Here is a 21,164-nt window from a genome sequence, read left to right on the forward strand (position 1 = left end):
GGCGCTTCGCGCGGCGGGCCGCTCCATTATACGTCACCGGCACCCCGCGCGCGTCAACCCAGCTGCAGCACCGGATGCAGGTCGTCCATGCGCACCGTGCGCTTGCGCCAGGCCACGAGGCACGTGAGCGCGAAGCACACCGCCCCTATGGCGAACAGCACGAAGCAGTCGAATCCCACGATGCCGTAATCAAGGCCCGTCATGATCTGGCGCATGCCCTGCACCACGTACGTCATGGGCATGTACGGGTTGATGACCTGGAAGAAGTCCGGCGTCGTTTGGATGGGGAACGTGCCGGCGCAGGCCGTGAGCTGCAGCATGAGCAGGATGATGGCCACGAACTTGCCGGGGAACCCGAACGCCGCCATGAGCATCTGCATGATGGCCGCGAACACGAGCGCCGTGAGGTACCCCATGGCGTAGAACGCGGGCACGTTGTCGATTTGCAGCTGCAAGCCGAACTGCAGGACCACCATGAGCAGCGTGGCCTGGATGAGCGAGAAGAACGCCACCGGCAGGTAGTTCGCGAACGCCACCGTGAGGGGGCTTCCGCCCGACATGATAAGGCGGTTGTTGAGCGGCTTGAACACGAAGCCCGCCACCAGGCCGCCCACCCACAGGCCCAGCGCCATGAAGTACGGGGCGAAGCCGGTGCCGTAGTTCTTCACGGTGGTGTAGTACTCGTTCACCAGCTCGACGGGATCGCTCATGACCTCGGACTTGCCCGCGATGTTCGAGGTCTGGTCGGCCGCCGTCCGCGCGCCTTCGGCCAGCCTGGCGGAAAGCTCGCCCGAGCCGTCCACGGCGTCGGTCAGCCCCGACGTGAGCGCGGCGCTGCCGTCCTTGAGCTGGCCCGCACCGGACGCGATCTGCGCGGAGCCGTCCTTGGCGCTCGCCGCGCCCGAAACCAGCTGCGCGGCGCCGTCGTTCAGCTGGTTCGCGCCGGAGACGGCCGACGAGGCGCCCGCATCGACCTGCGATGCGCCGTCGGCCACCTGCGAGGCGCCCGAGGCGAGCTCGGACATCTTGCCGTTCACCTGGTTGGCGCCGGCGTCGAGCTTCTGAACTCCATCCACGAGCTTCGGTGCTGAGGCGGCAAGCTGGCCTGCACCGTCGGTGATTTTCTGCGAGCCCGCCTGGGCGACAGCCAAGCTGCTGCCGAGCGTTTCGAGACCGCCGGTGACGGAAGCCGAACCGTACGCGAGCGTGTTGCCGGGAGTGCCTGCATCCCCGATGCTGTTGACGGCTTCCGATAAGCCGACGGCGACGGCCTTCGATCCGCCGATAAGCGTGAGCGGACTCGCATCGTCGCCCAAGCTCGCGAGGGCGCCGTCCAGCCCGTTCGAAACGGCGCCGGACTGCGCCTGCTCCAGCACGCTGGCGGCAAGTTGGTCGCCGAGGGACTTCGTCGCGGGATCGGTGCTGTTCTGCATCGCCGGAATGGCTGTCACGAGGGCCTGCTCGTACCCCTGGGCGCCGACCTGCGCCATCGAAAGCCCGCTCTTCATGCCAACCAGGCCGCCGTTGACCGCCGCGGCGCCCGTCTGGGCTGATCCCAGCTGCGCTCCCAACGTGCCGAGCCCGCTCGTTACGGTGTTCGACGTGTACGCGAGCGTCTGACCCGGAACGTCTGAGGAGCCGATGCTCGCCGCTGCCGTTGCGAGGCCGCTCGTGATCTGACTGGATCCGCTTGCCATCTGGCTCGCCTGGTCGGGCAGCGTAGCCGTCTGATCTTTCAGCTCGCCCGCGCCCGCGGCCAGAGCGCTCGTGCCCTCGGACTTCAGCTGCGCCGCGCCGGAGGCCACGCTGCCGGCGCCGCCCGCCACCTGGCCCGCGCCGGCCTTCAGCTGGTTCGCGCCCGACGCAAGCGAGAGCGTGCCCTGCCTGAGCGTGAACGCGCCGCTCTCCAGAGCGCCCAGGCCGCTGTCGAGCGCCGTGGCGCCGTCGGCCAGCGTGCCGAGGTTAGCCGTGATGGTTTGGCTGCCGTCCTGGGCCGTAACCAGGCCGTCCTTGAGCGTGCCGGCGCCGTCGGCCGCCGTCTGGATGTCCTTGCCGGAGTCGGCCACGCGGTCGAGCACCGTGGTCCAGTACTCGGCGGCCACCGAGTCGCTCACGCGCTGGCGCACCTCTTTCCACACCGTTTCGCCGATCTGCGAGGCCAGCATGTTCTCGCTTTGGTTGTACTCGATGTTCAGCTGCGCCTTCTCGGGCGCGCTCGAATCGACCGAGGACACGCTCTCGGAGAAGTCGGCCGGGATGGTGCACGTCATGAAGTACGCGCCGTCCTCCAAGCCCTTTTGCGCCTCGTCGGCCGAGACGAAGTTCCATCCCAGGCCGTCGTCGGTTCCCTTGAGCTCGTCCACCACGTCGTCGCCCAGGTTGCGGTTCTCGCCCGCGATGACGGCGCCTTCGTCCTCGTTCACCACGGCCACCGGCACCGTGTTCAACCGCGCGTAAGGGTCTTGGAACGCGGCCAGGTACAGCGCGCCGTACAAAAGCGGCATGATGGCGATGGCGGCTATGACCACCCACATGACCTTCGAAGCCGTGATGTTCTTCCATTCCAGCCCGGCGAAGCGCAAGCCCTTGAACGCCATGGTTCACTCACCTTCCTTCGACAGGTACACGCACGCGTCGGCCATGGCGGCCAGGTCGCGTTCGACCACACCCATGACGATGGCGACGTCGCGCGTGCGCGCCGTGTCGAGCAGCAGGTTCACGAGCCCTTCCGACTGCGTCATGGTCAGCTGGTCCTCCACGTCGTCGACCGCCACGGCGTCGGGCTCCCCCGCGAACGCGAGCGCGATGCCCAGCTGCGTGAGCTTCTCGGACGTGAGGTCCTTCACGCGGATGGTCGCGACGTCGGCGAGGTTCCATGCGCGCAGGTAGTCGAGCACCGCGTCGCGGCGGGCCTTGCGGCCGTACAGCTCGAGCTCGGCGCCCACGGCAGATGCCGCCGTCAGGCTGTCCTGCAGATCGTTGACGCCCTTGAACAGGCTCAACCCCACGCGCCGCGCGACCTTCGCGCGCTGGCGCGGAAGCTCGAAGCCGCCCACGGTCAGCGTGCCCTCGGATTGCTTCATGCGGCCGGCCAACGTGAGCAGCAGCGCCGTCTTGCCGCTGCCGTTGCGCCCGCGCACGGCCACAAGCTCGCCCTTGTGCACGTCGACGTCCACGTCGTGGTAGGCGTACCCCGCAAACGTCTTCAATCCCAAACCGCGCGCCGCGATGTACGGCTCGCCCGCGAGCGTGATTCCCTCGCGCACGAACGTGCCCGACTCGGGGCGCTCCTGAGACCGCCCGCCCGACGTCGTTCGAACCTCGATCGACGCGCTCGGCACGAGCCGCACCTTCGGCTCTTGCGTCTCCTGCATGCCTTCACGTCCTTCCCTCGCCATGCCAGTCGTTTATTTTTGACTGACTAGTCAGTTTTTAAAACGGAAGTATAGCACCGGGAGGACCCGAGGCAAGGCCCTCGCCTCCCATTCGTCCCCAATTCGACACATTAGGGCGTTTCCAAGCGCGGTATCGACTACTTTTCGTTTTCCATGGTCGTCGGGGCGCGCGCTGATACGCTTGCGTATACTGTACGAGTCCGAACGCAAGCGATACGGAGGAAGCCGGCATGAAAGCGAAGATGGTTCACGAATGCATCCACGTGCTCGACCTGGAAGCGTCCCTCGCGTTCTACGAGCGGGCCCTGGGGCTCGTCGTCCAGCACCGCATGGGACCCGACGACGGATCGTGGGAGAACGTGTACGTCGGCAACGACGAGGCCCCGTTCCAGCTCGAGCTCACCTGGAACCGCGGGCGCACGGAGCCCTACGACAACGGCGGGCGCGACACGCACCTGGCTTTCGAGGTGGAAGACATGGACGCCGCCCGCACCCTGCATGACGAGATGGGCTGCGTGTGCTTCGTGAACGAGCGCATGGGCATCTACTTTATCCAGGATCCCGACGGCTGCTGGCTCGAGATCCTCCCGGCCGACCGCACGGAATAGGTCCATGGCCGAATACGCCTCGCCCGAAGAGCTCGTCGAGTCCGAGGAGGGCAGCGTCCACGTCGAATGCGGCCGCGACGTCTCCGCCGCCCTGCTGGCCGCCGTGCGCGCACGCTTCCGCACACGGCGGCTCGCCTTCGCTGTGGAGACCGACCGCGGCAGCGCGGTGGAAACGGTTTCCTCCCACCTGCGTCTTTACAGCCGCCTGGCCGGCGGCGTGCACCACGAGGACGCCATCGCCCACTTCGGCCTGCGCGACGCGGCCAAGCTGCGCCTGCGCGACGCCTCGCCCGCCCAGATGGCGCTGGTGAACCTGGCCCGCGCGAGCCTGTTCGAGCCGGAGGTGTGCTTCCTGGAACGGCCCCTCGCCGACCTCGACGCCGAAGGCCGCAAGGCGGCGCTGTCCTGGATAGCCGAGAGAGTCGAGCGCGGCTGCCGCTTCTTCACCACTCTGGAGCCCATGCGCGAGGCGCTGCTCATGCCCGGAGCCGTGTTCTGGCACGAGGACGGCCGCTTCATCGAGGTCGAGCAGGACGACGGAAACGAGAACGGCATCGGCGAGAACGGCCCGGCGTTCGCCGGCGACGAGGTGCGCGTGTGCAAGATCCCCGCCAAAACCGACGCGGCCACGCTGCTGTTCGACCCGCGCGACATCGACTTCGCCGAGAGCATGAACAAGGCGAACTACGTCTCTGTGCACGGGACGCTCTACCCCACCCCGCTCACCATGGACGAATTGGAAGCCCAGCTGGGACGCTTCGGGTTCTTCCGCTGCCACCGCTCTTTCGTGGTGAACGTACAGCGGGTGGCGAAGGTGGAGCGCTACACCCGCAACAGCTTCAACCTCACTTTGAACGACGCCGCGAAGACGTCCGTGCCGCTCGCCAAAGGACGCGCGGACGAGATGCGGGAGAGATACGGCTTCTAGGGAAGCCTCCCGGAACGACGGAGGAGACGAAAACGATGCAAGGGACGTTGCGCACGACCGGCGCGCTGGTGGCGAAGTGCCTCGAGGACACGGTGAAGAACCTCGGCCTGCTCGTCATCTGCATCCTGCCCATCGGGTTCACCGTCCTGTACCGGGCCGTGCTGGGCGGAGCGGAGGACGCCCAGCACGTCATGAGCTGGTTCGTGTTCCCCACCATGCTCACGTTCGCCACCACCATGGCCCCGCCCACCATCGCGCTCTACACCACGGCGCTCGACCGCGAGAAGGGCGCGCTGCGCACGCTGCTTCTGGCCGGCGTCAGCCTGAAGCAGCTCATGCTCGCACGCGGAATCGCGTCGGTCCTCCTCACTGCCGCCGTCACGGCCGCATGCTTCCTTTGCGCGGGCGAGCCGGCTCACCGGCTGTTTCCGCTCGTCGCCCTCGGCGCCGCCGGCGCGACCGTCATCACGCTGCTTTCGCTGATGCCTGCCGTGTTCGCCCGCAATCAGACCGACTCCAGCCTGTACAGCATACCCATCCTGTTCGTCGGGCTCGCTCCGATGTTCTTCCAGTACGGCGAGGCGCTCATCCCGTTCACCGCCCTCCTGCCAACCGGCGGCGTGTTCGTGCTCGCGCAGCTGCTTGCGCAGGACGCCCTCTTCTCCGCCCAGGCCGTGCTCCCCGCCGCGCTCACCGTCGCCTGGATCGCCGTCTCCGCCATCGCCCTGGCCGTGGCGCTGAGGCACGCGCCGCGCGACGTGTAGCCACACGGGTTATCGGCCTGAACGGAGATAGCGAGGCGCGCAGGTTGTCATCCTGAGCGGAAGCGAGGCCGGCCCCGTTGTCGTCCTGAGCATTCGACAGGGGCGGCGGCGTGCTCCTGTCGTCCCCTCCTGGGCTCCTGTCGTCGCGCGGCGCGCTCCCGGCGTCGCGTTTCCCTTGTCCGACCCAACACGTCGTGGAAAGCTGTTGCTTGAGCAAGCAGACCACCACGTGAAAGGAATCGACATGGAACTCACCCTCGCCGCCTGCGTCATCGGGCTGGCCCTTGCCGCAGCCGAGCATATCGGCAGCAAGTGGAAGGACCGCTCATGAGCCCCTTGCTGTCCATGGAGGACGTGTCCCTCAGCTTCAAGGAGAAGCGCGTGCTCGACCATCTGGCGTTCCAGGTGGAGCGCGGCGAATGCTTCGGCTTCCTCGGCCCCTCGGGCGCGGGCAAAACCACCACCATCAAGCTGCTCACGCGGCAGCTGGTGAAGGACTCCGGCCGCATCACGCTGTTCGGCCGGCCCATCGAGCACGCGTCGAACGCCGACTACGAGCGCATCGGCGTCCTCTCCGACACGAGCGCCCTCTACGAGCGCATGAGCATCGAGGACAACCTGCGCTTCTACGCGAAGATCCGCGGCGTGACCGGCAACAACCTGCCCACGCTGCTGGAGCGCATGAACCTGGCCGACGACCGCAAGACGCTCGTCAAGAACTGCTCGAAGGGCATGCGCCAGCGCGCGGCGCTCTTGGCGGCGCTCGTGCACGGCCCCGAGCTCCTGTTCCTCGACGAGCCCACGAGCGGCCTCGACCCCGCCGCGCGCGCCGAGGTGCACAAGATGCTGCGCGAGCTGAACGACGCCGGCACCACCGTATTCCTCACCACCCACGACATGGCCGAGGCCGAGGATTTGTGCCGGCGCGTGGGCATCTTGGACGAGGGCCGGCTCGTCGCCTGCGACGCCCCCGAGGCGCTGCGGCTGCGCTTCGCCAAGAACGAGGTTCTCATGCGCCTGGCCGACGGGCGCGTCGTGCGCACGTCGAAGGACGCGGCGGGAGCGTCCGCCGTGGCCGAGGCGCTGGCCTCGGGCGGGTGCCTGTCCATCCATTCGGTGGAGCCGAACCTGGAAGAAGTGTTCCTCGAGCTGACGGGAAGGGAGTTTTAAATGGAAGCCACATTGCGCAAGACCGGGGCGCTTCTGGGCAAGGACCTCAAGGACGTGGCGCGCAACCCCACCATGCTCGTGTGCTGCCTGCTGCCCGTCGGGTTCATGCTGTTCTACCGCTACGCGTTCGCGGACAGCATGGGAAGCGAGATCGGAGCGGAGGGGCTGTCCCTCATGCTGGTTTCGTGGTCGCTGCTGTTCACCACCACCATGGTGGCCTCCATGGCCACGCTCACGGCGCTGGCCGAGGAGAAGGAGAAGCACACGCTGCGCACGCTCATGCTGGCGAACGTGAGCGCCGAGCAGGTGCTGGCCTCCCGCGGCCTGGTGACGCTCGCGGCCATAGCCGTGGTCGACGCGGCCTGCTACCTGGTTATTGGCCAGCCGCTTGAAGGCTTGCCGGCGTTCGTCGCCATCGGTATCGTGGGGTCGGTGCCCCTCGTGCTGCTGTCGCTTCTGCTGGGGTTGGCAGCGCGCGACCAGATGTCGGCCGGCGTGCTGAGCATGCCCGTCCTCATCTTAGGAATAGCCCCCATGTTCGCCCAGATGGTGGACGGCTTCTCAGAAGCCGCCGCCTACTTGCCCACCGGCGGCATGAACGAGCTGGGGCTGCTGCTGGCCCAGGGCAACCTGCTCACGTCCGACGCGCTCGTGCCGCTGGCCGTCACGCTCGCCTGGGTGGCGGCGGCCGCCGTGGCCTTCGCCCTGCTCTACAAGCGGCTGGCGCGGGACAACTAGGAACAAGCGAACAAAAAACCGAATGATCGGGCGCTTTTTGCAACGCACGATCATTCGGTGCGCGATCACGGCGATATACCCCATACCGAAAAAGCTAATATTTTCATTTTTTGACTAGTAGCATTCTGCAAATAGTTATGAGATGATAGTGGTTGATAAATTCGCCGAGAAAAACGCACCCTCCCGTAGCGCAGCCGATCTGCAAGGGGTGACGAAATCAGAACGAGAAAGAGGGTCCGCCCATGTGGAGCAGCTGCCATCCCAAGTCCGACGAGGATATGAAAGAGTGCGCCGAGCTCGGCAAGTCGCTCAACCGCCTGTCGCAGCCCACCATCCTCACTTTGCTCGCCTGCTCGGACAAGCCGCTTCACGGCTACGTCATCGTGCAGCAGGCCGCCGAGTCGCCCATGTTCGGCGGCAAGAAGCCCGATGCCACCGGCATCTATCGCGCTCTCAAGCGCATGGAGGAGGCCGAGCTGGTCACGTCGGTGTGGGACACGCCCGAGGAGGGTTCCGCCAAGCGCCTGTTCACGCTCACCGACAAGGGCCGCCGCTGCCTGCGACGCTGGATCGACGCTTTGGCCTGCTACGAGCTGACGCTCGAGGAGCTGCGCGGCCTGGCCGCCGGCGCCCTGAAGATCGACCTGCCCGACGCGCCCATGTGCTCGCACTAACCGCCTCCGCCTCGCACGTCGAGACGCACTGACGTCCGGAAGAAGAAAGCGGCCCGTTCGAACCATCGAGCGGGCCGCTTTTCGTCATACCTTCTTCCGCATGGGAACCGGGCCGCAGCCTTGCTTTTTACGGGGTCAAGGGAACGGCTCCGAGATGCGCCGAGGCGACTCGCCTGAAATCGCTGGTGGCGAACTCGGTGAAGAGCGGCGCCCATGCCTGACACCGGTCCCGTCGCAGTCTGCCGCCATGCAGGGAAGGCAGCCGAAGCCCCCCCCCTATAATTCTTCTTTTAAGTTTGAGTCTGTTCGTTTTCAAACTCAAGCACCACACGCATCAAGCCGTCTTTCCTTACGCGCAGGCGATATCGCCCAGGTTGACGTCCTTCTCCCGCGCGTCGGCGGCGAACTCCTTGCCGGCGATGCGCACCGTGTAGGCAGCGGGCTCCACTTGGTCGAACATGAAGTCACCGAAGTCGTCGGTCATCATGCGAGCCGCTTCCACGCCCGCCTCGTCGAGCAGCGAGACCTCCGCACCCACGCACACCTCACGTGCCTCGAAGTCCACGACGCAGCCGGCCACGAAGCGCTTCGGCAGGTTCTTGTACCAGGCGTGCGCCCCCAAACCGGCCACCGGCTCCAGCAACTCGGCGCCCGCGAGGTCGAACTCGTCCTCCTCGCCGAACGCCAGAGCACCTGTGGGGCAGGCGTCCACGCAGCGCGGCTCGCTCCAGCCGTCATCCAGCAGGTGCGCGCAGCCCGTGCACTTCTGAGGCAGGTCCAAATCGTCGTTCCAGTACACCGCGCCCATCGGGCACGCCTCCATGATGGCGCGCTGCCCCTTGGCGCGGGCGGGGTCGATGACCACCAGCCCGTCGTCGCGGCGGTACACCGCGCCGTCCTTGGCGGCGGCCATGCAGGGCGCGTCGTCGCAGTGGCCGCACACAAGCGGCGTGTACGACACGCGCACCACCGGCACGCTGCCGCGCACCCTTTCGTCAACCTTGCACCAGAACTGCCCGGTCATGGGCTGGTCGGCCGCATAGGGCATCCAAGCGGTGCCGCAGTGCTCGTCCTTGCAGGATATCTGGCAGTTATGGCACCCGTTGCACTTCGCAACGTCGATCAGAAACGCTTTCATGGCTACTCCTCCACAATCAGGCTGTCCAGCACCCGGCCGCACGCCGCGTCGTAGGAACGCGCGAACGCCTCGGGGTACTGCTCCGCCAGTTCGAACACGTCGACTTTCTTCACGCCCACGAGGAAGCTGTTCGTCACCTCGCCGGCCGCGTTCTTCGACGTGGTGGCCGAGGGGCAGATGAGGTTGTTGGCTCCGCCGCGGTCCAGGCCGCCCATGCCCACCACGATGCTGTCGCAGCGCGCACCGTGGTCCTGCGACACCGCGCCGGGCATGATGCGCTCGGACAGGATGACGCCGCCCAGCACCATGCCGCGCTCGTTGTAGATGCCGGCGATGTCGCCATCGGCCAAGCCCAGTTTCTCGGCGTCGGCGGGGTTCACGTACAGAGGCTCGTAGCCGTAACCGTCGGGGCCGACCACTTTGCCCGTGGCCAGCTCGCGGAACCAGGGCACGTCGTCGTGGTTCGCGTGCACGCGCCAACGCGGGTGGTTCGTCACCAGCAAATACGGGTACTCCTTGGCGCGCTCGCTCGAGATGCGGTCGTCGTGGCCATCGCCCTTCTCGATCCAGTGGGCCACCGGGCCGCGCACCTTATCGTCGGGGAACGTCTCGGCCAGCGTCGTGGAGTAGTACTCGATCTTGCCCGAGGGCGTGAGCAGCGGATTATTCTCCGGGTCCTCGTAGAAGCCGATGAGGCCCGCAGGAGCCTCCTCCCAGTCCTCCTTCGTCGGGAACAGCTTGAAGCGGTCCTCGAGGAACCGGTCGAAGTCGGCCGTATCGCCGCCTTCCATGCCGCACTCGCGGAAACCCTTTTCGATCCAGTCGATGACCTCGTTACCGTGAGTGTAGTGCTCATACAAGTTCTCGTAGACACCGCCCAGCTTCTCTAGCGCGCGGGCCACCTCGCCCACGGCCTCGTAGTCGGTGCGCACATCGCCCACCGGGTCGACCGCCTGGCCTTCGTAAGCGATGGCGTTCCACTGGCCGCTGCGCACGTCGACGTTGAAGTCCTCCAACTCGAGCGTGGTCGAAGTCGGCAGGATGATGTCGGCGAACAGGCAATCGTTCTCCATCCACGGATGCTGGACGAGCACGAACTCGAGGTTCGGATGGCGCAGCGCATCCTGGAACTCGTGTCCACCGTTCCAGCACGTCGACCAGCAGGGCGAGTCGGACCAGATCATGCGGATGCCCTTGCCCGGCTCGGGCGCGTACTTGAACGGGATGAGTTGGTCGGCGCGGTCGATGCCGGCGATCACGTGGCCGTGCCATTCGATGGACGGCTCGGTGATGGCCTTGTGGATCATGGTCTTGGGGATGAACGGCTCGCTCAAGTCCATCGTCGCACCGCGGTAAGCGCCCTCGGAAGAGGGCAGCACACTGCACGAGGGCAGCGGGTTGAGCGTTTTCACGTCCATGAGCTGCCACTCGATCATTTGGAACTGGTTCACGCCCGGCTGGCCCACGCCGCGCATGCCCAACAGATACACCTCCATGCGGGCCGGTTCATGCGCGAAGGCCGCGCGGATGTAGCCGCCGCCGTTGCAGTGGGCGATGGACACCTTGTGCTTGGCCCAGTAGCGCGCGAGCGCCTTGATGCGGTAGTCGGGCACGCCGCAGCGCTCGGCCGCCCACTCCGGCGTCTTCGGCACGCCGTCCTCGCGGCCGAGCACGTAGTACTCGAACCAGTCGAAGCCCACGGCATGCGTGTCCAGGTACTCCTTCTCAAAGGTGCCCTCGGTCATCCACACGTAGGCAATGGCCAGCTGCAGCGCCACGTCGGTGTTGGGCAGCACGGGAATCCACTTGTCGGCGTGCACCGCCGCCGCGTAGTTGCAGTCGGGCGCCACGAACACCGACAAAACGCCGATCTCGTTGAACCAGTAGCACAGACGGCTGGCCATCTGGCCGCCCCAGCCCCACGGCGTGGTCTCCGGGTCGGCGCCCCAGTAGAAGACGGCGTCGCCGTTCTCGGAGATGTCCTTGATGACGTTCGTCGTGATGGTCTGCATGCCCACCGGATCCATGCCCCAGGCGTGCTTGGCGCCCCAGTACCAGCCTTCCCAGCTGTCGGGCTGGCGGGCCTGCTTGAGGAAGCCACCGGTCAGGTTCAGCAGGTTCGTCTGGCAACCGTGGGCGGCGTGGACGTTCTTCGTCTCGCCGTGGCCGTCGGACTGCGCCAGGATGGAGAACGGGCCGGCCTCCTCCTGGATGCGCTTGATCTCGGCGGCTACGAGGTCGCACGCCTCGTCCCACGAGATGCGCACGTACTTCGACGTGCCGCGGTTCTGCGTGTTGCGCTCGCCGTTCGGATCCCAGTCCACGCGCTTGAGCGGGTACGGTATGCGGTTCGGCGAGTACGTGCGCGTCTTGTACGCCACCGACAGCGGCGGCGGATAGCTCTTCATGCCCGGTTCGAGCACGTGCCCGCGCGCCTCGATCTTCCAGGCGTTCAGATCCTCGGGCTTGTACAGCTGATCGTAGTGCAGCGGACGGATGCGCGCCACGCGCCCGTCCTTCACGTCGACCTCGGTGATGTTGGAGCCCATACCGAAGCCGCAGAACCCAAGGCACTTGACGACCGATTTGTCAGCGGTCTTTTCTGACATGGTTTTCTCCTTTCAAGAGAATCGCGAACGAAGCTCGTTCAATACTCCGAACTCGAAGCGCCTTATCGTGCGCCCCGTTCCGACTCCGCCGCCCTCTTGCGCGCAGCGGAGCCGGCGTGTTTCCGGAGCGTGCTACCTATTCGGCTTCAGAAGCGCTGGCTGCTTCGAGAGAAGCGTTCGCCTCTTTGCCCACCATGAGGCTGTGGTCGCCTTTGGTGAAGAAGAGCACGACGACGGTGATGGCCGGGATGATGGCGAAGATCATGCCTGCCGTCGCCCACGACAGGGCGCCCGAGAGGTTCATGAAGAAGCCAGCACCGAACCCGCCGAGGGTCGTGCCCACCGCCATACCGGTGAGGGCCCAGTCGCACTTTTTGGGGTCAGGGCAGAGCACCGGCACGAGGCAGCGCGTGCACACCGGGATGACGGAGAACGGAACGATGCCCAGGATGATCGCGCACGCCCAGGACATGGTCTCGTTGCCGGTGTTCGACCAGGCGAAGAAGGCGAACAGCACCGCGAACACGACGTAGCCGGCGATGAGTATCTCCTTGCGGCGGTTGGTCTTGTCGCACAGGATGCCGGTGATGACGCCGGCGGGAATGGTGAGCAGGTTGGCGACGAGGATGGCGTTGGAGGCGACGGAGACGTCCATGCCCATCACCATCTGGGCGTAGGTCGCGAAGAAGTCGTTGTAGGCATAGAACACCAGCTCGAAGCCCACGAACGAGAACCCGACGATGAGCGCGGATGCGAAGAATATCTTGCGTATCTTGCCCGTCTTGGCCTTCACGCGCTCTTCGGCGAGAAGGTTCTCGGGAATGCAGGGCAGCTTGAACAGCGCGACGAAGACCGCGACCGTCACGACCAGGATGACGAGAGACATCCAGAACGCGGACGTCCAGCCGAAGGCGCCGTAGGCGAGGGGCACCGTGAAGGTCGCGATGACCTGGCCCACCGGGAACCACATGGAGTAGATGCCCATCGCCAAGCCCTGCTTGCCCAGCGGAATCAAGCGGGGGATGATGTTGGGTCCGATAACGGCGATGAGGCCGAAGGAGCAGCCCTGGAGGGTGCGCCCCACCAGCATCATGGTCCAGTCACCGGCCGCAAGGCAGATGGCGGTTCCTATTACGCTCACCACGGCCGTCACGATGACGGCCATCTTCACGCCGACGTTCTGCATGATCCAGGTCGCCGGATACGCGACGATGATGCCGACGATGGCGAACACGGACATCATCATGCCGAAATCGTTGGGATCAGCTCCGAACGCCCCGCCGACCTGGGGGAGAATCGGGGGAACCATCATGTACTGGAACACGCACCCGATGGCGAAAATAAACAGCACGGCGAAACTCAGCCACTTCTTGCCCATGCTCAGCTGGTCGTCGGCAACTCCCCATTGCGCGACCGCCGATGTGCCGTATGCCGACTTGTCGACAACTGCTTCACTCATAACTTCCTCCTTGGTTCCTCGACAAACGCATTCATGCGGATAATATGCGAGCCCCTTTCGAAGCCCGACCCGAAAACACACCCTGTTCCGGCAAGACCCCATCGACGAGGCGGTCAGGTGAAGAAGAGGCCGATCGCGTTGGTGAGGCACGCCTCCACGCATCTTCCGCACCCGGCGCAATCGCCTGGATTTTTTACTTTTGCGTACCTCTTGCCGGAAATCATCTCGATACCGATAACCCCCTTTCTCGGGCAAACTTCCATGCATCTAACGCAAGCCGTGCAGAGCATGGGATCGATGTGGACGCATGGGTTGTTACGGTAAAACCCCAGAGGTGGTCCATATGCTCCCATGCCTGCCCCCCTTTTATCGAACGATTGCATCTAGCCTTTCTCGACGCTCCAGAAACCCAAGTTCTCGTACGCGCGATCCCACACGGTGTCATGCGCGCCGTCGTACTGGTCGGCCGGAACGTTGTCGTCGGAGCCGTCGCACGGATCGATGCACGGGTACACCTTGCACAGAAGACCGCGGCAGTTCCACGTGGCCGTCATCTGGTCGGCCTTGTCCGGATCGTCGTCGATGAGCACGTTCGCGGCGGCCTCGAACACGCCCTGCGACCACGGCTCCTCAGCGGGCAGCTCCGGATACCACCAGCTGGGCGGAACCTGCACCACGCCTTCGGGAATGTCCCAACCCAGGTGCGCTTTCTGACGGATGCGGCCCATGGGCGTCTCGATCCAGATCCAGTCGCCTTCCTTGATGTGCAGGGCGCGCGCGTCGTTGAAGTGCATCCACGTCATGGGATACGGGGCGACGGTGCGGGTGCCGTGGCCGGGCGTGCGCATCTCGGAGTGGTACAGCGGGCTGATGCGGCCGGCGGTGGTCAGGCGCAGCGGGTACTCCTTGGCCATCTCCGGGTTGCCGAGCGGCGACTCGGGCTCGCGGTACACCGGCAGCGGGTCGTAGCCCAAATCCTCGATGACCGAGGCGTATATCTCGGCCTTGCGCGAGTTCGTGGCGAAGCCGCAGATCTGGCCGTTCTCAAGGCGCTGGGCGTACTTGTAGTACTCGGTGGGATACGGGAAGTACGTGCCGTCGTTCACCACCTTCTCGTAGGTGAGGTCGGGAACGCGCTCGATGCGGTACTTGATGAGATCCTCGTAGGTCTCCCACGGCCAGTGCTCTTCCTGCCCCATGGCGCAGCCCAGGGCGCGGAAGAAGTCGTAGTCCATGCGGCGCTCGGCGAAGGGCTCCACGCCGCGGTCGCCCACGGTGATGAAGTCCATGGAGTCCTCGGAGGTGGTGCACATGGGGCGCTCCATCCAGTCCGCCGCGGGCATGATGTAGTCGGCCAGCGCCGCCGTCGGGGTCTTCCAGTACTCGCACACCACCAGCAGGTCGAGCTTCTTCAGGGCCTTGTACATCTTTTTCGTGTTCGGCGCCCAGGCCAGCGGGTTGGAGCTCCACGCGATCATCGCCTTGATGGGATACGGCTTCTCGTCCAGGATGGCGTCCATGACGAGCGCCGGCGAGCACAGCATCTGATGGAGCATCGGACGGGGCAAGCCGAACATCTTGCGGTAGTTCTTGTCGATCATCTTGAAGCCGGGCCACGCCATGACGCGGAAGCGGTCGTTGCCGATGTACTTGGACTGGTTCTCGGGCTTCTGCAGGTGCGAGAGCTCCATCTCGGCGTCGCGCACCGGGTAGAGCTTCTCCTTGCCCACGGCGTTGGGGTCGGCGGGGCGTCCCACGAACTCACCACCGGGGTTGTCGATGTTGCCCGTCAGGATGCGCAGGATGGTCTTGGCGATGCCGAAGCTCGAGGCGTTGTTGCCGTGCTGGTCGCCGCCGCCGAGGCCCCAGATGATGCAGGCGGGGCCGTTCGTCGCGTACAGGCGCGCGGCCTCTTCGATCTTGCGGGCGGGCACGCCGGACACCTTGGCGGCGTAAGCCGGCGTGTACTGCGCCATGCGCGCGGCGATGGCGTCGAACGCCGTGCGGCACTCGACCTGCGAGCCGTCGGCGAGCGTCACCGCATAGGTGCCGTACAGCGCCGCGTCCACCGGCGCGTCCTCGGGCGCGTAGTAGCGGTTCTCGTCGGAGCACCAACAAAGCGTGCCGTTCGTCGCCTGGTCCCAGACCACGAAGTCGTCGTGCAGGCCGTCGGCGGACACCTCGCTCGCGCGCAGGAGCTTGTTCGTGTCGGTGCGCACCAGGAACACGGCGTTGGACCAGTACTTCAGGAAGTCCTCGTTGTAGAGCTTGTTCTCGATGATGTAGTTGATCCACGCCAGCGAGATGAGGCAGTCGGTGTTCGGATAGGGCTGCAGCCAGATATCCGCCTGGCCGGCCTCGCTGATGCACACCGGGTCCACCACGATCATCTGCGCCGGGGATTCCTCGTTCACGGTCGTGCGACCCTTGATGGTGCGCCACAGCGGCGCCTCGGGGGCGTAGGACTCGGAGCAGCGCTTGCCCCAGTTCACGATGGTCTGGGACAGCTGCGGCGAAGCGGGCATCATCGACTCGATGGGCCAACCCACCATGGCCATGTTCAGCGAGTAGTTCCAACACCAGCAGATGGTGCCCGGATCGATGACGTTGCCGGGGTTGCCCAGCAGGTTGGTGAAGCGGCTGCGCGCCCACAGGTGGTCGGAGCGGTACGTGCCCTCGGAGGAAACGAGCGCCTCGGGGCCGTACTCGTCGATGATGGCCTGGAGCTTCTCGGAGATCTCCTTGATGGCCTGGTCGTAGGATATCTGCTCCCACCTGTCCTCGCCGCGCTCGCCCGCGCGCTTGAGCGGGTGGTTGATGCGCTTGGGATGGTAGTGGAACTTGATGGCGCGCTCGCCCTTCTCGCCCAGGCGGTTGCACAGCACCGTGCCTTCGTCGTCGTTGGGCCGCAGCTCCACCAGCCTGCCGGTCTTCGTATCGACGCCGGCGAAGATGCCGCAGTTCATGTGGCACATGTGGCAGCGGGTGCGCCGCCAGCGGATGCCGCTCTCGTCGACGTGGTTGTTCGGCACGCCGACCATGTTCTCGGGCATATCGTTCCCCTCTCTCCTCTACTTGCTCATGTAGTGCGACGCATAAGGGCGCTTCCGGAAATCCCCCTAACAGCAGCTTCACTTTACTGAAGGCGCCGGTGCTTTTCATGACCCCAACCTATGGCATCGCGCGGGTGATGCGCGAGGGTTACGAACCGGGGTTACCGCAGGGACCAGGCGCAAGCGGGACCGCGTCCCCCGCGCCCGCTCGAAAAGCGGATCGCTCCGATGCAGCCCCTCGGCCTTTAGGAACGAGGCGCGGGCGGCGGCGTGGGAGCGCTCGGCGCACCCGGCGCCGGAGGCACCGGCGGTGCGCCCGGGGCGCGCATGTTCGGAGCTTGCGACGTACAGCCGCACTGGGGGCATGCGGTGACGCCGGGAGCCACCTCGGCTCCGCAAGCTGGGCATTTCATGGGGCCGTTATCGGTTGCGGGCGGTCTGAAGCACATGGCGTATCCTTCCCTCGATTGTTTGACGCCACCCAAACGGCAGCGCTTGCTAGAGAGGATACGCGAGGGTTAGAGGGTAATCATGACCTCCGCAAGACCGAACAGGAGGGTGATAAGCGAGGGTAAGACGGGAAGTCGCCCTTAGCGTCGCGGACGGCCGAACGCTCCCCGCCGCTTTCGACAGAGCGGTTCGCCGCGTATGCTCTCAGCGCCTCTTCGCGCGTGCCCACGCCGAGCTTGCTGTAGATGTTCGCAAGGTGCTTTTTCGCCGTGTTTACGCTGATGCAAAGCGTGTCGGATATCTCCTTGCGCGACATGCCCATGTTGAGAAGCTTGAGTATCTCCAGCTCCCGAGGCGTAAGTGGATCGGGACCGTCGTTGGCGAACGCCCCCGGATCATCAATGCCCGATGGCGTCGTCGGCAATTCCTTCTCGAATTCCACAAGCAACGATTTCACGTAAGAGCGTACGGCGGCTCCCGCCTTCCGCGACATCGAGTAATCGCGCAACAGGTCGCGCATAGGCGCGCCCGCATCGAGAAGGCTGCGGACGAAGCCGCGCCGGCTCGCCAGCATCAACAGTTCGTTCAGCTGGGCGCAGGCGCGCGTCTCGTCACCCAAGGAGTGTAGGACGACAGCTTGGGTGGCGAGCGCTTTCACCGCCACGCAGACGAACCTGCCTTCTCGAGCACGCACCGTCAGCGAACCAAGCGCTTCAAGCGCCGCTTCGACATTCCCCTTCTCGCGTTCCGCGAGAGCATGCACGAACGAGAGCAGCAGTTGGCAGTACACGTCCTCCTCGTGCACCCGCGCCGCGAACTTGTGCTCTATAACGAGCAGATCACGTAGGTTGCACCGGCGGGCGGCGATCTCGGCCTGCTTGAAATAGGCGTGCAGGAGCACGGCCCGGGGAACGTCCTCCTGTTCGCCGTGCAGTATCCCTTCGACGATGGTTTCATAAGCCTCGGAGAGGTTTCCCCTTGCAGCGAGGCATCCCGCTTGGGCGATCTTCGCCTCCAAGTACATGTCGATATGCCGATAGTACGACGTACGCTTGAGCGAGCGCTCTACCAAGACGGCGGCGCGATCCTTCTCGTTGCGCTCGAGCAACACGCGCGCTAAGAGCGCACAGATGGCCCCATATATCGCGAAATCCGACGGGCATATCTGCAGCAGCTTCTCGCAACCCTCTCGGGCTTCGTCAAGCTCGCCGAAGCAGTACTGCACTTCAGCGAAGCTGAATGAGTTGAACAAAAGCTGATGCATGGTCGCATCAACGCTGGCGCTGGCCTGCGCCTGCAGGTATATCTCCTGCGCTTGGGCCATGTCGCCGATGCGCTCGTACGCCTCGCCCAGCGATTGATAGATCATGCTCATGAGCGACGGCTTGATCTCGTAGCCGCTGCTCAACAGTTCGTCGCACTGCGCCAGGGCCTCCCTGCCATCGCCTTCCATGGCGGTGCATTTCATCTTGAGGCACTTCGAAGAGAATTCCACGATGCTGGGATCGAGGCTGTCGGCATGTTCAGGGCCTTGCATGCTGCGCTCGAATCGGGCGATCCAGCGCTGCGCATCGGCAACGCGGGCGTTCGTGATGTACGACCAAGCGGAAAGCATGCATAGCAGCGGCGATTCTGCGAACTCCGCCGACGGAATGCGGCAAAGCCATAGCAGGTAATGGGTCCGCTTGTCTCCTCTCGAAAGCGAGCACGTCGCCTCAGTGAGGTTCGCGACGTAGTCGAAATCGCTCACCAGCAGCAAATACTTCGCCGCTTCGTCCTTCATGCCGTAATCGTAAAACCACTCGCTCGCCCGAACACAGCGCTTGCGGATATCCTCCATGCGCAGCTGCAGCAGCTCGTTGCGCAGCCAGTCGCCGAATAGATGGTTGAAGCGGAACCATTCGCCTTCGTCGTCGCAGGGCACGACGAAAAGATTGCGCCGAATGAGCTCGTCGAGAAGCGCCTGCGTCGAGCCGGAGCCGAAAACCGCTTCGCACAGGGAACGGTTGAACGTCTCAAGCACCGACATCTCCAACATAAACGAAAGCAAATCGCCCGTCACCAGCCGCGATACCTGTGCCTCGAAATAGCGGCGGACGATTAAGAGGGTGCCGTCGAGCCGAACGTCGGCGGCGCAGCACGCACCCGACAGTGTCCGTGCCACAAGCACGAGCCCCTGCGGCCACCCTTCGGTGCGCTTGTATGCCTCGATCAGCGCTTCGTCGGACGGCGGCACCTCGCATGAGGCGTCCACCAACCGCCGGGCCTCTTCAAGCGTCAAAGCCAGGTCCTCGACGGTGAGGCACCCGTAACCCAAACGATAGGCATCGGCCTGGAAACTCCATGAAAACGCAGAGGACGTGACCACCACATGGAAGCTGGAAGGCGTCGATGAGCAGAAGCGCAGCAAGCGCGCGTCGAAGCCTCCTTGCTCCGCGCTGCCGTAATCGTCGATGAGCAGATAGCAGGGTTCGTCGGGAGGAAGCGCCTCGAACAGCACGTTCCCCAGGGACACGAGCACGTCCCCGTCCAAACCATCGTCGTCGATCCCGCACGCCTCGGCCACCTGCTTGATCTTCGAGGCGACCCCCTCGCCGAAGCCGTTCAACGCCGCGACGGCGTGTCGGCAAAAGCGGGCCAGGTCGGCGTCTTCCTCATCGACGGTCAGCCACGATACGAGGCAACCCTCAGCCGTTTTTCTCTGGGCGAACGCCGCCATCAGGCCGGTTTTGCCGTAGCCCGTCGGCGCGCTTACCAACGTCAATTTCTGCTGGGCGAGCGTATCGAGCTTTTCGATTAACTCCGCTCTGTCCACGTGCCCTATCGGCAGCATCGGCTGCGTCAATTTCGCGCGTACAACAGGATTTCGCGGTTCTCTCTCCGCCGAAGTGACCATAAGCCCCCTTTGGCCGCACCGCTTACGCTGCCGACACTCGCTGCCGGCAGCTTGGCGCGTGTTTGCGGTTTGCTTATAGTAGGACTTTTTTCAAACCGCTTCAAACATGACGGTGCCACTTAACGGATTCGCGCCTTTTTCCCACGTAACGGATTCACATAATTATATGCTGTATACAACATATAATTATGCACTATACGACATACTATTAGTACATGCAAACAAACGAGCGCAGGGAACGACTAGGTACGGCCATCCGCCAAGAGCGGATGCGACAGCGTCTTTCCCAAACAAGATTCGCCCATATGATCGGAAGCGACCAGTCTTACGTAAGTCGCCTCGAGCGCGGCGAGTACAATCTGAAATTCGATAGGCTCTGCGAGATAGCGGATGCGCTCGGCCTCGACGTATCCGAACTTTTGAGTCGATGATAACGCCTAAAGCTGGATAGCAGAACAACCCGCCGACATCCTAGCCCAGTCTCTTCCGCATGGGAACCGGCCCGCATTCGTCGCGCAGCTCGCAGTGGTCGCAATCGTCCACCAGCGCCATCTTGATGAGGTCCCACCCGATGTGCTCGTAGCCGAGAGCCTCGTAGAACGCCAGGCTTCCGCCGCGCGACACGAGCCGCAGCTCGCCGTGGCGCGCAAGGGCCTCGTCCATGAGCGCGCGCCCCACGCCGTAGCCGCGCCACGTCTCGTGCGTGATGACCGGGTTCACGAACGCCGTGCCGTCCTCATCGTCAAGCGCGATGCGGATGAACCCCACCACCTCGTCGTCCCCGTTCACAGCCACGCGCACGCCCTCGATGCCAGGGATGGCGTCCATACCCTCCGCGTTCGCATAGGCGTCGAGCACGGGCTTATCGTCGGCTCGCGCGTCGCGAATGGTGAACAGTTCGTCGGCCATGGCACGTTCCTTTCAACGCCGCTTCCCAAGGATGCGGCCCGCCTTTTCCGTCCAGCGAGGCCCCGAACGCGGCGGCGTCGGCCGAGCGGCTTTCCATGTTCGAATTGTAACGTCCTTTGCGGCACTCGACAACGTGAGAGGAACCAACCGATCTATGCAGGAGAGCGTTCGCGCTCCCATGTTCCTAGCGCTATCGACCCGGGAGCGCACCGGGGCTGACGGCGGCTCTGCATGGAATACCACCGTCCGCTGTCAAACCAGGGTCGGCATAGCCCGGGTCGGCCCGTCCCGCGAAAACCTCGCCGGCGGCTCGGAAGCCCTCTTCGGCCGTCGGCCGGGCCCCCGTCCCGCCCGATCGCAAGCCGTCCGATCG

The 21,164-nt window shown here is 64.8% G+C and carries 16 protein-coding genes; 7 read left to right on the plus strand and 9 right to left on the minus strand.

Features of this window, described 5'->3' with window-relative positions; all coding sequences use genetic code 11:
• Positions 1–53: 53 nt before the first annotated feature.
• Together C1878_RS05895 and C1878_RS05900 are read right to left on the minus strand one after the other, a co-directional pair.
• The gene (locus C1878_RS05895; protein WP_114600751.1) at positions 54–2,597 is read right to left on the minus strand and encodes a YhgE/Pip domain-containing protein; all 2,544 of its coding nucleotides are present in this window, start codon (positions 2,595–2,597) and stop codon (positions 54–56) included.
• Between the two features lie 3 nt (positions 2,598–2,600).
• Positions 2,601–3,374 carry an ATP-binding cassette domain-containing protein gene (locus C1878_RS05900; RefSeq protein WP_114600752.1) on the minus strand — a complete coding sequence of 258 codons (774 nt, stop codon included), beginning with the start codon at positions 3,372–3,374 and terminating at the stop codon, positions 2,601–2,603.
• Between the two features lie 251 nt (positions 3,375–3,625).
• Here C1878_RS05900 and C1878_RS05905 point away from each other — a divergent pair, with 251 nt between their 5' ends.
• From C1878_RS05905 to C1878_RS05930, 6 genes are all read left to right on the plus strand, one after another.
• A complete protein-coding gene (locus C1878_RS05905) occupies positions 3,626–4,003 on the plus strand; it encodes a VOC family protein (protein ID WP_114600753.1) in 378 nt (125 codons plus the stop codon).
• A 4-nt stretch (positions 4,004–4,007) separates the two neighbouring features.
• Entirely contained in the window at positions 4,008–4,931 is a 924-nt protein-coding gene (locus C1878_RS05910) for a LytTR family transcriptional regulator DNA-binding domain-containing protein (protein ID WP_114600754.1), read from the plus strand.
• Positions 4,932–4,966: 35 nt separating this feature from the next.
• Complete coding sequence (locus tag C1878_RS05915) at positions 4,967–5,695, plus strand: ABC transporter permease (protein WP_114600755.1); 729 nt, start codon at positions 4,967–4,969, stop codon at positions 5,693–5,695.
• A 327-nt stretch (positions 5,696–6,022) separates the two neighbouring features.
• Positions 6,023–6,865 carry an ABC transporter ATP-binding protein gene (locus C1878_RS05920; protein WP_114600756.1) on the plus strand — a complete coding sequence of 281 codons (843 nt, stop codon included), beginning with the start codon at positions 6,023–6,025 and terminating at the stop codon, positions 6,863–6,865.
• A complete protein-coding gene (locus tag C1878_RS05925) occupies positions 6,866–7,603 on the plus strand; it encodes an ABC transporter permease (RefSeq protein ID WP_114600757.1) in 738 nt (245 codons plus the stop codon).
• A 242-nt stretch (positions 7,604–7,845) separates the two neighbouring features.
• Positions 7,846–8,277, plus strand: coding sequence for a PadR family transcriptional regulator (locus C1878_RS05930; RefSeq protein ID WP_080144761.1), 432 nt, complete (start codon positions 7,846–7,848; stop codon positions 8,275–8,277).
• Positions 8,278–8,626: 349 nt separating this feature from the next.
• On the opposite strand, the gene C1878_RS05935 is transcribed toward C1878_RS05930, so the two are convergent.
• The 6 genes from C1878_RS05935 to C1878_RS05960 form a co-directional block, all read right to left on the minus strand.
• Entirely contained in the window at positions 8,627–9,415 is a 789-nt protein-coding gene (locus C1878_RS05935) for a 4Fe-4S dicluster domain-containing protein (protein ID WP_114600758.1), read from the minus strand.
• A 2-nt stretch (positions 9,416–9,417) separates the two neighbouring features.
• The gene (locus C1878_RS05940) at positions 9,418–12,024 is read right to left on the minus strand and encodes a molybdopterin-dependent oxidoreductase (RefSeq protein WP_114600759.1); all 2,607 of its coding nucleotides are present in this window, start codon (positions 12,022–12,024) and stop codon (positions 9,418–9,420) included.
• Positions 12,025–12,160: 136 nt separating this feature from the next.
• The gene (locus tag C1878_RS05945; RefSeq protein ID WP_158539740.1) at positions 12,161–13,483 is read right to left on the minus strand and encodes a nitrate/nitrite transporter; all 1,323 of its coding nucleotides are present in this window, start codon (positions 13,481–13,483) and stop codon (positions 12,161–12,163) included.
• A 113-nt stretch (positions 13,484–13,596) separates the two neighbouring features.
• Positions 13,597–13,866 (minus strand): 4Fe-4S binding protein, encoded by a 270-nt coding sequence (locus tag C1878_RS17075; RefSeq protein WP_114600761.1) that lies wholly within the window; start codon positions 13,864–13,866, stop codon positions 13,597–13,599.
• Positions 13,867–16,536, minus strand: a complete 2,670-nt coding sequence (locus C1878_RS05955; protein WP_114600762.1) for a molybdopterin-dependent oxidoreductase — start codon at positions 16,534–16,536, stop codon at positions 13,867–13,869.
• Positions 16,537–17,065: 529 nt separating this feature from the next.
• A complete protein-coding gene (locus C1878_RS05960) occupies positions 17,066–19,801 on the minus strand; it encodes a LuxR C-terminal-related transcriptional regulator (RefSeq protein WP_158539742.1) in 2,736 nt (911 codons plus the stop codon).
• Between the two features lie 296 nt (positions 19,802–20,097).
• Here C1878_RS05960 and C1878_RS17080 point away from each other — a divergent pair, with 296 nt between their 5' ends.
• Positions 20,098–20,313 carry a helix-turn-helix domain-containing protein gene (locus tag C1878_RS17080; protein WP_114600764.1) on the plus strand — a complete coding sequence of 72 codons (216 nt, stop codon included), beginning with the start codon at positions 20,098–20,100 and terminating at the stop codon, positions 20,311–20,313.
• A 40-nt stretch (positions 20,314–20,353) separates the two neighbouring features.
• Here C1878_RS17080 and C1878_RS05970 read toward each other — a convergent pair whose 3' ends face one another.
• The gene (locus C1878_RS05970; protein ID WP_114600765.1) at positions 20,354–20,791 is read right to left on the minus strand and encodes a GNAT family N-acetyltransferase; all 438 of its coding nucleotides are present in this window, start codon (positions 20,789–20,791) and stop codon (positions 20,354–20,356) included.
• Positions 20,792–21,164 lie beyond the last annotated feature (373 nt).

Source organism: Gordonibacter sp. 28C, assembly GCF_003339845.1.
Classification (GTDB): domain Bacteria; phylum Actinomycetota; class Coriobacteriia; order Coriobacteriales; family Eggerthellaceae; genus Gordonibacter.